Genomic DNA, 12378 nt, shown 5'->3' on the forward strand with positions numbered 1-12378 from the left:
GTCTTTATATGCCAGTACTCTCTTTCGAAAATCCAGACTGTAGCCCATCGCACTTTATCCTTTGTCATATGAATCCAGCTATTATGTCATATTAATATGATTCTGCTATATCTGTGTCATTGCTCATCATCGAATAGTTTTTTCAGTGGTGGAAGGACATGAACATCAACAGCGCCCTCGACACCATGATCAATCTTATCCCGCCAGTTATCCTTCTGCCGATTCTTGAGCCAGAATATTGCTGCGGTGGTATCGGGTGGGTAATGCTTAGTTGTAGGCGTAATCACAACCTTACCTTCAACCACCCGAATATCATCCTCTGCGTGCTCATAGCCCGTTGCCCTATGAAAGAGCTTTGCAGCCACCTCACCGTCAGCAACCTGCTTCCCCTTTTTTAAGGACTCCAGAAACCCAGGGTGATCATGTTTCCAGTTATTTAATGTGGACTCGCTGACCTCGAAAAAATCAGCCAGTTCCTTATCGGTGTAGCCCAACAAGCACAATTTGCGTGCCTGCTCGGCATACGCCTCTTGGTATTTAGTTGGGCGTGCCATTTTCTTTCCTTATTTAGTCACTGCATAAGACTTGATAGCGATAACCCTACTAAGCGGGATGGTGATAGTGTCGACTCTATTCCTATTCTGGTAGATAGTTAAATAATCACTGTCATACGTACTAAATGGTATCTCGTCTCTGCTGTATCCCACGATAGCCATATCTTGGCCTTCGATATGTATTTCAACCTTCCAGTAATTGAAGAGTTTTGATCCTTTCGTATCCTGTTGAGTGTCGCTACCAACACGATCCACATCTTTCTCTGGAGCTTTATTGATTGGAGTATGGTTGAATCTCGCCTTTGCCATAATCAAATCAGCAGCACGTTTAATTGCTTCACGCTCCATGCTCCACATAGTTATATTATTTATAGGTGCTCTTTTCACCGCATATTCCAGCTCAATACTAGCCACTATTTTCTGAAGCTGTTCTTGAGACGGCATGGTAAAATCCATGCTAATTACCCCTAATTGACCTTTCATTATTCACCTCATTCAGAACAAACAACTGGCTCTATTTATATCTGCCGCTGTTTGAGCGAGACCACACCCGCCCAAAACTTACACAAACCTCTATCAAGCACCCGTTTGAGGATGCTTTGTGGAATTTTGTATTTTTACTTCTTAGGTTTCTCTGCCGAATACTTACTTGCCCATGCCTTAGCGATACTCAGACAATCATCAAACAACTTACCTTTCCGGCTGGCTGAGGCTGAACGGCGGTAATGCTCTTTTGCCCGATCACTTGCCATACCTGCAATAGATGAAGAAAAGCCGAGCTTGATTAACTCGGCCTGTACGTTCTTCTCGATAAATTGTTCGTGATTCATGCAGGCTCACCTTCTTCATCAGGGAAGTCACCCAAATCACACAACTTGAACTGGATAAGGTCTTTCACCAGTTGCTCGGCTTTCTTGATTGCCTTCTTTTCTCTCTTGCGAAGAGTCATCAGGCTACTGCCTTTCTGCCCATGTTCAGCAAATGAAAACTTCTCAGCATGAGCCACCCTATCTTGCATTTGTTGGATGGTGAGGTCTGTCAATCCTGAGAAATCGAGCAGGTTAATATCCTTACTGCCTTCCAGTTCCGTCATGTGATCGAATACTTGAGCCTGTAGTTCATAGCTGTAACTCATTGCCATCAGACAAGCTTCACGCTTGGTGAATCGGTAGCATGGAAGCTCTCGACCAGTGCTGTCTTTGTACTGAGCGAAAAATTTCGCTGAGTGCTCTTCCCCTAATACTTTTGGGACTTTCTTAAGAAAATCCTTATGTTGTAACTTTCGATATTTCTTACAGGGAAACGTTAATCCTTCCGCCTCAGCTTTAGCCTTACGGTCAGCATTGATGTAATCCACCATTTCCAGACTGGTCATGGTAGGTGCTTCTGTGGCAGGTAAATTTGTTTTCTTTGTTGTTATTAATTGCATAGGGTTTAGTTCCTTTTAGTGATAAACCTTGCGCTCAGGAATAACCAGCCCAAAGAGGGTTAACCAGACCACTACTGGCATTCCTCAAGGCTTATCCTGAAAGGTTCTTTGATATTTTTGCTTCGAGCGAGAAGCGGTGAAATTCAGATACAAAAAAGCCACCACGGATGTGATGGCTTGGAGTATTCCTTTAACCACTCAGGGAATGGGTAAAGAAATATTGGGTTTAGTTTCAAGTGCTAATCAATTGTTAAGCATTATTCGCTTGTTGTTAGGGTGTGATGGGTTTATTAGATTTACCAGTTTTTGTGATAGTAATGAGGTGGAAAATAACTATGAGAAAATATCTTCTTCTTTGCCTAGTGGCTGGTACGACTCTTTTAGCTTCAATTCAGACTTATGCTTCGATTTGCGAGTATATGAATGGTAAGGATTGGGTTAGCTGTATGACTTCATGCATAGCACTTTACCATGATTACAATACTTGCCTATCTTTATAATAACTTCCGATAGGACGGTAGTATCCCCACCGTCCTCTCACCTACACTGTGTCCTAACATACTCCTGCAATCCCAAAATTATGCGCTCTAAGGCTGATGTGGTTGTTCGTTCATTTCGTCATATAATTTAGTGAAAGCTTCAGCTAAATGGTCAATTCTAACCGATACACCATTACCATCTTTCTGAAGAAAAGCACTCCCATCATCACAGTAACCTAATGTAAAGCCCGCAATTTCAATATCATTTGGTAGATTGTTCATTTCGTCACCTTATAACATTCAGTTTTAATGTAATCCTGCAAATATCTCAGTTTTGCCCGGTCGTGGATGATGCCTTCTCGGATATCGAGAACAGCTTGTCCAGTTTCTCTAGGGAGTTCGACGGTGGTTGCATTGACCACGCTGACGGAGGAAGCGGTTTCAGACACAGGACAGGTGGCCTTGATGCGCAGCTTGCGACGACCAGCGGCAACATCAGCCCGAAGAGTATCAATTTCAGTCTTGGCATTTGCGAGTTCCTGAGTGTGAACCTTGTCCAGTTCATGCAGCATATCAATGTGCGTGTTCTGATAGTTAATTCGGTCGGTCAGTTGCTGGATTTCGGTTAGCTGGTCGTTATTGATACCGAGCTGTTTCTTATATCCAGAGCGATAGAGGTAAGCCGCACCGGAGGCAATAATCAACGCAACAATAACGCCATAGGTGAGATTGAATCTCATGATAAAAACATCTGGCGTTCAGATGCCCTACGCTTAGTCAGACCGTTCATGACCTTACCTGCTGCCTTATTCCATCTCTGGAATTCATCGGCTGCCCCTTGATAGTCACCGGCATTGAGTTTCTTCAGTAAGGTAGAACGAACAAAGTTACCCGCACCACAATTGAAGATGAACGAGCACAGGGCATCAAACTGCCCCTGAGTCAGTGATACCTTCACGGCTGATTTAAGGGTGATGTAAATAGGCTGAAGGTCATCATGCAGGAATGCTTCGGCCTGCTGTTCGGTGATAACTTGCCCTGGCTTGACGTCTTTTGTGTGACCATAGCCAATCGTCCACGGAATACCACCAGTCGCCGGATCGGGATAGGCTTTCAGTTTCAGGCCTTCATACTGTTTGATGAAGCTCAATCCGTTCTCGCTGATTTCCATCAGATGTTCCCTCGCTGTTGTTCGTCTTCTGCCAGTAGCCTGATAAGCCGATAACGTTTGTAGAAATTAAGGTGATCACAAATCCTTTTATGCTGACGCAGAACTTTCAGAAAACGCATATCAGCTCGCCACCAGTTCCGCAATTTACGTAGCGCCCACCAACGGCGAATTTGATGCAACATTACAACCATCGGAAATATCTTCACACCGTATATTTCCTTAATCATCTGTGAGCACCTGTCAGTCGGTTCCAGAAATACGTGAGGGCAATACTTCCCATTGCCCCACACATGCCTGCACTGGCGAATGTCATGTATAAGCTCAGTCCTGCCTCCAAACTGATAAAGCCGCCTATCAATCCGGTAAATCCTGAAACAATGACTTGGGCAAACGCCCCAAGCCAACTCCAGCGGGCGTTACTGGTTTTTATATCAATAATGTAGCGGACTATCCCGCCCCACGCAGAAAGCAACAAAAGTATCAGCCATTGAGATAACTCAAAGCTGCTTGGGTCTTTATTTGGCATACGCATATTTCCACCCCATCAGAACAATGGGCGTCCGTGGGGTGAGTCTGTGGTCGCCCCTGAGAGTTGTAGTAAATAGGATGCCAGCCGCAATAGGAGATACTGAGGTTATAGGAGTGATTGCGGTGGCAAATTCGGAACGGTTTGTTATAAATACTTAAAAAATGATATACAAAAAATAACCTCAATCGGTTTTATCATTTTCATTTTTTAGATTTATTTTCTGGATAATATATGATGAATTAAATAAAAAAGAGATTAACTCAAGAGTCATTGCCAGTCCGTAAAAAAGTGCCCAGATACTAATAAACTTAAAAAACTGACAAGGAAAAATTTTGTTTATCGCAGCCCAAGTCATGACCAGAACAAACACAACAAGGGGATAACCCATATCAACAGGCACTATTTCAGGCCCAAATTGTATTTGTTTATTTTTTTTTCCTTCATGTAAAAACCTTAAAAAACTATTTGGCATAACAAACATTAGAGCAAATACACCAATTCCAAAACCAAGTATACTAGGAAAAACTGATAAAATCGTATCAGATGGCTCCCACGACCACGATGGAACATACTTATAATTAATCAAATACAAGGCTAATACGAAAAAAAACACGTATACCATTTTCTTAAAAACTTTGCTCCACCACATACATAAAGGAGCAAAGCTCTCATTACCCTCATCACTACCTTCATAGACGTAAGCATTAGTAATGCGGAAAACAGCACCAATAACAGGTAGTTTCCTAATTATTTTATACATTCTCTTGTTCATAAGATATCGCTTCCGCCTATAATTAACAATCAGTCTTCATCTAGAATGTTTTTGTTTTTCTTTGTGACTATTCTTTTCATTCTCGTTTTATTTATTGCTTTTAAAATCAAATCCTTAATTAAAACCGCCTTTTCACGATTACTCATTTTTCGAGTTTCTTTTAAAGATTCTTGAACAGGATAGTCTTCCATTTGATATTTCTGATGCTTACCATTTTCATCCATATATGAAACTTCAGCATTCCCATACTTGGTAGCAAGTATAATCTGTATTTTTGCTTGTTTGGGTAGATCATTCATTAAAGATTTTGGGAAGCTTTTATATTCAGCATTCCACCTTGCTATATTATTATCCTTTAATTCTTTTTCTGCCTGCTGAATGATTTCTTTCTCTATTACATCGTCAAAACTATCTGAGTTTGAAAATGTAACATGCCCTTCGTAGTGTTTATAACCTTTTTTTGGGGATTGGAAAAAGTCCTCCACAGAATCAGCGGAAGTTAATTCTTCAATCACAAGACTATGATTTTTAAAAATATCAATCGCATACACATTCAGTATTCCCTCAAGGACAGAAATCAAAGGGTTTCTTGTAGGTAACCCCTTTGTTTTATGAATAGCTAAAGTATGGGTATACGGATCAAAAACAAATTCCAGATCGAAACGTTTACTACTTGTATTACCTTGTGAACGATATTCCGTTTCACCACTATTTGTATCCACAAGCTCATTGACATTATCAAATTTCAAAAAAGAGCCATATATAATTTTTCTATATTCATTATCATCAGGATACTCATAAAATGACACACTAAAAGGCGCAAAAAACATGCCTCCTTTCATAGGCATAGAAATAGAACTGAGTTTTAACTTCTTTTCTCTATTTTCTCGGATTTGCATATTCATGGCTTCAAACAGCCTGCAATAACCCTCAGGGCCAACTTCTTTGATTGTTTGGTTTTCTATGGGAAGAAGTTGTACATTATAAAATTTATAAGTAGCCATAAAATCCTTGTCCGTTAATATATTATATAAATGATTTTATAGTCATAAATTAATGTCACAACCCACCTAAAAGAAAATAGCTACAAAGGTCACATTATAGTAATACAACAAGAGGCTGTATATAAAAACAGTATCACTCATGGTTCAGATTGAAAAGAAGGTTTTACCTATCAATTCCGTAATTGATCAATAATCCAAATTGAATACCGTGTAATAAAAAAGGCCGCATTAAGCAGCCTTGGATTAAATATGTAGATTTATTTCCAGCGGAAGCAGAATGACAGTGTTTTACCTACGTTTTGTTTTAGTAGGTCTCCCAGTTGTTTTGCGCCGTCAGAGGTATAGTAGAAATCAGTTGTAGAATTTGAGCCTGGACCAAGATTATAAGTTGAACCATTCACCGTTACTTCAAGATTTTTACTCGCTAAATCCGCTTGGTTTTGGGTGTCAACTTGTAATTCTATACTCTCAAAAGAACCGATGGGGTACTCAGTCAATGTGAACTGTAAGATGTTTCCAATACCTATAGTGTTTTGAAGATTTGTCAGAGTGCCAAAAAGAGATTCACCTAAACCAATATTTGCACCTTGAGTTAAATATCCCCAATCTTGACTCTGACCGTTATTGTATGTATCAGTCGCTACTTCAAGATCAAAAGACAGCATGCATTCAACTGGCTTTGGTTTTATCTTCACTAACTCCCAATCACAGGCCATCAAATCTTCAGGCGTTGGTTCCCAATCATATGGAAAACTCTGCTGATCATGCTTCTCAATATGGACGGGGGTCTTGCTATCATTTTTAGCAGAAAGTCGTATGTATTCATTTACGCCCCATTGACTACGTCCCACCACCTTTCCCAAATACACCTGAATTAGCGCCCAAGGCAAGGAGCCAACTGGAGCTGCTATGTCATTGTCAATCGTATAGCTAACCTTAACATGAGCTTTATATTGGTCAGGATCAAACGGACATTGTTTATCATCCAGCTTATTAACATCAGACATAAACACCTCACTTTATTATTCGTTAAAGGTCATTTCATCCTACTGCTAACTAGCCAGATAATATTACTGAGGTCAGGTTTTTATCTCAATTGAATAGCCTGTAACAGAATCAATACGCCTTAAAATAGGGTGGCGCATTATAAAGTTTATCTGTTAGTCGAGTGCGTGATTCAGTGAGGTGTATATTTGAAGTTTGGTGCTGGTATGGACTTAATCTATGGCGATCAGTATATTGACCGAAACGCCTAAAATTACACTTAATATATTGATTTAACTACGATATAGCCGTTGATCGTAACGTACACTTTGAGCTGTAAACTCTGAATTAACTACTGGTAGATATGAAAAATCCCGCGAGTGCGAGGCTATGGAATTCTATCTTATTTCAACGAGAGGCAATAACCCATCGTTGGGATAACGATGGGCTATTTCCGCCACCGAGTCAATATTATTTATCTATTATTTAATAACTATATGGTAATATTTTCTCTTTTAGTTAATTCTGATAGAACAGAGTCAGCTCTCAACTCTTCTATTAAGCATTCCTCAATTAATGATTCATAGAGCTGCTTAAAATTCCTTCTCCATGAGGTCTCAGGTAATTCCATTACCTCATCACAGATAGCTCGCCTGACATCTTCTGCTGGTAATCTGGAGTACCCACGCCCTGAACATTTTGGACAGGTTTTATAAACCGGAACTCCAAGCAATTGAGTCTGTTTCTTATCCAGAACCTCCCCCCGACCATTGCAACGGCACGAATGGCTCACTTCGCCTTTCCCTTTGCATGTTGGACAGGCTACTTTCACCACCTCTCTCACTTCACGAGATTTAGCGTATGATGACGGGATAATCTCTGCCCCCATGCTTAAATTAGCTTTAACGAGCGTTCGCTCACGCCAGGGTGTGTATGTCTTTGTAGAAAACACCTCCGCCTTGATAAACCCGCCATCACAATCCGAACACGGCTTCTTACTGGCTGCACTCCTCGCATAATCCTGAAAGGCATAATTTGCGAGTATTCGCAGGACGCTTTGCTTAACATTCTCATCAAGTTTTGCAATTGCACTGTGCTTATAAACCTGCGTCAGTGCATACTGATAGAGACTCTCCACTGCTTCATCGGGTTTATTGATCCCCTGTTTCGCTAAAAACAGTTCAATACCCATCCTCGCCTGAGCGGACGCCAATCCTAGTGAGGCCATAACATCGGTAATTGAAAAGGAATCAGTCGCTGTTGCGGCTGGAGAGTCACTAAACATGATGCTCTTCGGTGAGAAATACTTGGGTAATGATTCTAATTTCATTTTATCCTCAGATTTGCCTTTGCTTTTCTTACAAAAGTTGCGATGCCGGAACGACTAACATCAAACTTCTCTGCCACTTCTTTTTGGGTCAACCCTTCCGCTAGCAGCCCTAGAATTAATGGCGCATCAGTGGGGTGTAGCTTGTAAATTTTGCTGTGAGTGATGTTATAGAATTCAGGGCGCTCATCATCGCGTGTTGTCCACGCCGGACGCTGCCCCCGATGTTTCCCACACTTTCCAACTGTCAATCGCCTTTGTGGTCTCTGGTTGATTGCATAGTGTTCTTTATTCTCCAGCCGACGCTTCATTGCGTAAGCCTGAGCCTCTTCGAAGTTGGTGAAAATCACGCCACCTCCCGCGCCCTTAATTCCCTGAGCTTTTCTTTGTACTCATCCCGGATAGACTGGCATTCCTCAATCGTCCAACGGTGCCAATCATGGTTGGACTCAATAGCATCCACCGCTGCCTGACCGATGCGCCGAATTAACTCAACCCGGTAAGGAACAATATTCCCGGATTTATGCTGGTTACAGACGATGCACTGCCGCTGAATATTCCGTTCATCAAATCTCAACTGAGGTGCTGCTAAGGTCGTCCGATAGTGCCCCGCATCCCACTGATAAGACGTGTACGTGCCACAGGAGACACACGGTAAGTCGCGGTCTCGTTCTCTAATATAGGCATTTACAGCGCGTTGGGCTTGTTGGATCCAATAACTGCGGGGTTTTACGGCTAACTTGCGGGCTTTGAGTTTATCTCGGTTGGCTACTTCTTTTTGGGTCATGCTCCCAATAGTTAGATCTGTTATGAAAGATAGTATTCACGCTCAATGAACGTACCGACCACTTTGTCATGCATCTCTTCGGATTTGGAATAACCTATTGTCTTTCTATTCAGCCTCTTTATCCGGATACGAAGCGTAAGATTCGTTCTCTCGATACGTTGGGTAAATTTCTTTCCCGTCAGGTGTTTTTTCTTAGGCAGGCAATCATAAACGGCATAATCATCTGTACAATAAAACCGGATAGTAAAATGAGACAGGAGTGCCAGCAGCTTTTTCAACGTTTTTCTGCTGCGATCCCCAAACACATGTGCCACTACCCGTTTCCTATTCGGCTCCTAGGCATACCAGAGCCAGCGCTGATTTTTCTTATTACCGACGAATGACCACTGCTCGTCTATTTCACAGATAATATGAATCTCACTGCCCGCCAGCGGCAGCGTGGTTACTTGTCTTGGTGTGAGTTTTTTAATGTGCGAATGACCGTGTTAATGCCGACTTTCAGAACCCGAGCCGTGTCCCTGACACCGGCGTTATTCATGGCCATATCAATAATTCGCTCTTTCATACCGGGATGGCAGGCTTGATAGGTATAGTTCAGTTGGAAGGTTTTACGGCAAGCATAGCAGTGATAGCGGGGATGCCCAGTACGCCCTTTTCCATACCTTTTAACCTCGTCTGTTTTATGACAGTAACGACAAATCACATCCACTTTAGCCATATTTCACCCAGAATAAAAAGTAGGGAGTCTATCACAAGCTCTAATCATTGGGAGCATGACCCAGAATTTCGCCAATATGGTTAATAATCAGGTGTAATTTGAAACCGTAAAACCACCCCATTGAGGTTTTTCCTCGCTGTGCTGTCCCTTCAAATACCTTATGGCGGGGAATACGGATATTATGGCACACGCTCAAACGCGTGGAGTCAATAAAGGCGATCCCCGTAGGATTTCCTTTTAATTGAGTCAGATAGCTGCACAGAGGCACTAAAACGGAAGGCGCGACACGGATAAAACGAGTATAACTGAGCAAGGTGGGAAAATCGTGATGATGATATCGCCAAATATGCTCCAGATAAAAATTTTTAAAATCACGATAATGCGATAGATGAAAGAGGATCAGGATGGTCATGATTTCACTGGGATATATGTGACCTTTTCTACGACGTAGGCGATATCCCTTATTGAGACAAAACTATTCCCATTGTGGAATGAAAAAACGCCAAAAGTCATCGACATCGATGAAAATTTCAACTAAGTTGTTCATAGCCTGTTCCTCCCCGGAGCTGTTTCGGCTTGCACCAAAACACGGCTCCTTGAACAGACTTCTCGTCAATTTCTTATCCAGAATTTGGGTTATTTAGTATTTGCTGACTGAGAATAATTAACTGAACCAGCTTCTACGCTGATGAGATCTACAACAATAAACTTATCATGATGAATAGAATATTTATTGATCGTTCTGATAAGTATTCCGGTATTAATGATGATATTCATGTGGACACTGAACTCTTACTTGTATTTCCTTTATGATCTATTGCAAGCTTAACATCAACACCGCGACGTTTAGTTTGTATTAAAGCTTTGACAATTTCAGGGGATGTGAACGAATAAGCAGCCAACCTTATTTATTTCCTTTTTTGCTGAATGAATGAAGTCGATTGTTGTTTTCTGTGCTGAACCCTCTGGTGAAAAACCTATCGCAAGCCTGCTCTCAGCAATGTCAATGAAGTCATGGCCGAAATTCAATCCGTATTGCTCTTGATTGGTAGAACTACTGTTCTCATTTTTTATCGCCAATTTTACTGAATCAACAATGTTACCAAAACTTAAAGTTATAGCGGAAGCAGGTGATAAACTAAGTATTGAGATCACTGCGGCCAATAAAACTGTTTTTTTATTTAACATACTCCCCCCGTAATTTAGACATAAAATCCCACGTAACTATTACCATGCACCCGATATTTAAGCACAAGATCACACACGCCCGAAATCATCTGGGAGAATAGTAATGAGCTAATAGACACCAGAAAAAGGGAACTTATGAATAGAAAATAGATAAGTAATAAGTAAAAACATGTTTTGCCAAAAAAGCAGAGTTTTTTCCGTTAGTTAGTAATGATTTCGTGTCCTTTTTTACGCGATTTTTTAGATGGATATCGTTATAGTTTATCCCGTTCCTGGCTGAAAACCGTTAAAGAGTCGAGGAACATTCCAAAAACGTAACTTCTAAAAATGGCTAAGGAATGTAAAAGATGAAAACTCTGAATCGCGCAAATCTGAAATCAGTTCTGGCTACTTCTGCGATCATCGCATTGGGGGTTGGAGTATTATATGCGAACGGTACTGAACAAACCGGCTTCAGCGATGTTTGGAAAACTATCACCGAATACATGCAAGGTTCTCTGGGCCGTGTTCTGGTTGGCCTGATGGTCGTCGTCGGTGTTGCCTCAGCCGTTGTTCGTCAATCACTGATGGTGTTTGCAGTTACAGTAGGCGCAGCAATCGGTCTGTACTACTCACCAGACATAATCAATGGAATGATGGCTTCTACCGAAGCTGTAGCAACTATGCTACCTACCGTTGGTATCTAAGCCAGATGAACAAAAAAACCCGCTCCGGCGGGTTTTAATGAGCAACTGTCTTTCGCTTTAAACCGTGTGGAAAGATTCATCCCACGGTTTATTTGTTTTTATCATTGCATTGAGAATGACCAGTAACTTACGCATACAAGCAACGATAGCGACTTTATTTGGCTTGCCTGCTTCGGTTAATCTCTTGTAGAAAGCGCAGAGAACGGGGTTAAATCTAATGGCTGTTAACGTAGCCATATAAAGCATTCGACGCACCATTGCTCTTCCTCCAAAAATTGTTCGTTTTCCCCGGAAGAACCCAGAATCCCGATTAAACGGTGCAACACCAACCAATGCACTAATTTCACGGCGGGTTAATTGACCCAACTCTGGGACATCGGCGATCAAAGTGGCTATTGTGGCAGGACCAACGCCTTTTACTGTCGATAATAAATCGAGTTTGGGGCGATGATAGGCCTTGATGTGGTTAGATAACGCCGATTCAATGACCTTAAGTTGTCCTTGTATAAAGCTGACCATTAAAGTGATGCTTTCTCGAATTTCTGGATGGCAGCTTCCTAATCTTTGGCGCTCCGAGGCGGAAAGTGTGACTAATTGGCGACGACGTGTGATCATGGCTTGCAGCACTTGTTGCTGAGTAGAGGGCAACACTCTGATTATTTTATCCCGATCTGTTTGTTGAGATAAAACCAGGGCTAACTGTGCCAGCATTTGAGCATCTATTTTATCGGTTTTGGCTAGATATCCCAT

19 protein-coding genes and 3 pseudogenes are annotated in these 12378 nt (G+C 41.6%); 2 read left to right on the forward strand and 20 right to left on the reverse strand.

Going from position 1 to position 12378, the window contains the following annotated elements; translation table 11 throughout:
• Window positions 1-116: 116 nt before the first annotated feature.
• The 4 genes from AACX68_RS02020 to AACX68_RS02035 all read right to left on the reverse strand — a co-directional run bounded on the left by AACX68_RS02020 (window position 117) and on the right by AACX68_RS02035 (window position 1983).
• On the reverse strand, window positions 117-554 hold the full coding sequence (locus tag AACX68_RS02020; protein ID WP_228860440.1) for a transposase: 438 nt from the start codon (window positions 552-554) through the stop codon (window positions 117-119).
• Between the two features lie 9 nt (window positions 555-563).
• Complete coding sequence (locus AACX68_RS02025; RefSeq protein WP_228860441.1) at window positions 564-1037, reverse strand: hypothetical protein; 474 nt, start codon at window positions 1035-1037, stop codon at window positions 564-566.
• Between the two features lie 134 nt (window positions 1038-1171).
• Window positions 1172-1384 (reverse strand): hypothetical protein, encoded by a 213-nt coding sequence (locus AACX68_RS02030; RefSeq protein ID WP_099111577.1) that lies wholly within the window; start codon window positions 1382-1384, stop codon window positions 1172-1174.
• Window positions 1381-1983: a Rha family transcriptional regulator gene (locus AACX68_RS02035; RefSeq protein WP_228860442.1), complete on the reverse strand. Its 603-nt coding sequence runs from the start codon at window positions 1981-1983 to the stop codon at window positions 1381-1383. The genes AACX68_RS02030 and AACX68_RS02035 overlap by 4 nt, the downstream gene beginning before the upstream one ends.
• A 172-nt stretch (window positions 1984-2155) precedes the next feature.
• Between AACX68_RS02035 and AACX68_RS02040 the strand changes: the two genes are divergently transcribed.
• Window positions 2156-2413 carry a hypothetical protein gene (locus AACX68_RS02040; RefSeq protein WP_339389254.1) on the forward strand — a complete coding sequence of 86 codons (258 nt, stop codon included), beginning with the start codon at window positions 2156-2158 and terminating at the stop codon, window positions 2411-2413.
• Window positions 2414-2570: 157 nt separating this feature from the next.
• On the opposite strand, the gene AACX68_RS02045 is transcribed toward AACX68_RS02040, so the two are convergent.
• The 15 genes and pseudogenes from AACX68_RS02045 to AACX68_RS02110 form a co-directional block, all read right to left on the reverse strand.
• On the reverse strand, window positions 2571-2744 hold the full coding sequence (locus AACX68_RS02045) for a hypothetical protein (protein ID WP_228860444.1): 174 nt from the start codon (window positions 2742-2744) through the stop codon (window positions 2571-2573).
• Window positions 2741-3202 (reverse strand): lysis protein, encoded by a 462-nt coding sequence (locus AACX68_RS02050; RefSeq protein WP_228860445.1) that lies wholly within the window; start codon window positions 3200-3202, stop codon window positions 2741-2743. The genes AACX68_RS02045 and AACX68_RS02050 overlap by 4 nt, the downstream gene beginning before the upstream one ends.
• The gene (locus AACX68_RS02055) at window positions 3199-3633 is read right to left on the reverse strand and encodes a lysozyme (protein WP_228860446.1); all 435 of its coding nucleotides are present in this window, start codon (window positions 3631-3633) and stop codon (window positions 3199-3201) included. Before AACX68_RS02055 ends, AACX68_RS02050 begins: the two co-directional genes overlap by 4 nt.
• Complete coding sequence (locus AACX68_RS02060; protein WP_228860447.1) at window positions 3633-3860, reverse strand: hypothetical protein; 228 nt, start codon at window positions 3858-3860, stop codon at window positions 3633-3635. The genes AACX68_RS02055 and AACX68_RS02060 overlap by 1 nt, the downstream gene beginning before the upstream one ends.
• Window positions 3857-4165 carry a phage holin family protein gene (locus tag AACX68_RS02065; RefSeq protein ID WP_099111981.1) on the reverse strand — a complete coding sequence of 103 codons (309 nt, stop codon included), beginning with the start codon at window positions 4163-4165 and terminating at the stop codon, window positions 3857-3859. Before AACX68_RS02065 ends, AACX68_RS02060 begins: the two co-directional genes overlap by 4 nt.
• A gap of 178 nt (window positions 4166-4343) precedes the next feature.
• Window positions 4344-4934, reverse strand: a complete 591-nt coding sequence (locus tag AACX68_RS02070; protein ID WP_339389255.1) for a hypothetical protein — start codon at window positions 4932-4934, stop codon at window positions 4344-4346.
• Between the two features lie 29 nt (window positions 4935-4963).
• The gene (locus AACX68_RS02075; RefSeq protein WP_228860449.1) at window positions 4964-5938 is read right to left on the reverse strand and encodes a DUF4747 family protein; all 975 of its coding nucleotides are present in this window, start codon (window positions 5936-5938) and stop codon (window positions 4964-4966) included.
• Between the two features lie 257 nt (window positions 5939-6195).
• Complete coding sequence (locus AACX68_RS02080) at window positions 6196-6945, reverse strand: Thoeris anti-defense Tad2 family protein (protein WP_228860450.1); 750 nt, start codon at window positions 6943-6945, stop codon at window positions 6196-6198.
• 470 nt (window positions 6946-7415) lie between these two features.
• On the reverse strand, window positions 7416-8252 hold the full coding sequence (locus AACX68_RS02085; RefSeq protein WP_228860451.1) for an antitermination protein: 837 nt from the start codon (window positions 8250-8252) through the stop codon (window positions 7416-7418).
• Window positions 8249-8599: a hypothetical protein gene (locus tag AACX68_RS02090; RefSeq protein ID WP_228860452.1), complete on the reverse strand. Its 351-nt coding sequence runs from the start codon at window positions 8597-8599 to the stop codon at window positions 8249-8251. Before AACX68_RS02090 ends, AACX68_RS02085 begins: the two co-directional genes overlap by 4 nt.
• Window positions 8596-9030: pseudogene (locus AACX68_RS02095) on the reverse strand (recombination protein NinG); the annotation flags it as partial. The gene AACX68_RS02090 and the pseudogene AACX68_RS02095, both read right to left, overlap by 4 nt.
• Window positions 9031-9056: 26 nt before the next feature.
• Window positions 9057-9754, reverse strand: a pseudogene (locus AACX68_RS02100) (IS1 family transposase).
• 61 nt (window positions 9755-9815) lie between these two features.
• Window positions 9816-10301, reverse strand: a pseudogene (locus AACX68_RS02105) (IS982 family transposase); the annotation flags it as partial.
• 226 nt (window positions 10302-10527) lie between these two features.
• On the reverse strand, window positions 10528-10656 hold the full coding sequence (locus AACX68_RS20030) for a hypothetical protein (RefSeq protein WP_445286290.1): 129 nt from the start codon (window positions 10654-10656) through the stop codon (window positions 10528-10530).
• Window positions 10628-10942, reverse strand: a complete 315-nt coding sequence (locus AACX68_RS02110; protein ID WP_228860453.1) for a hypothetical protein — start codon at window positions 10940-10942, stop codon at window positions 10628-10630. The genes AACX68_RS20030 and AACX68_RS02110 overlap by 29 nt, the downstream gene beginning before the upstream one ends.
• Before the next feature lie 347 nt (window positions 10943-11289).
• Between AACX68_RS02110 and traA the strand changes: the two genes are divergently transcribed.
• Complete coding sequence (gene traA, locus AACX68_RS02115; protein ID WP_228860454.1) at window positions 11290-11628, forward strand: TraA family conjugative transfer protein; 339 nt, start codon at window positions 11290-11292, stop codon at window positions 11626-11628.
• A gap of 57 nt (window positions 11629-11685) precedes the next feature.
• Here the strand turns inward: traA and AACX68_RS02120 are convergent.
• The coding region (locus AACX68_RS02120; protein ID WP_228860455.1) for a transposase at window positions 11686-12378 on the reverse strand (693 nt) is incomplete at its 5' end.

The organism is Xenorhabdus sp. PB61.4, assembly GCF_963894935.1.
Lineage (GTDB): Bacteria > Pseudomonadota > Gammaproteobacteria > Enterobacterales > Enterobacteriaceae > Xenorhabdus > Xenorhabdus stockiae.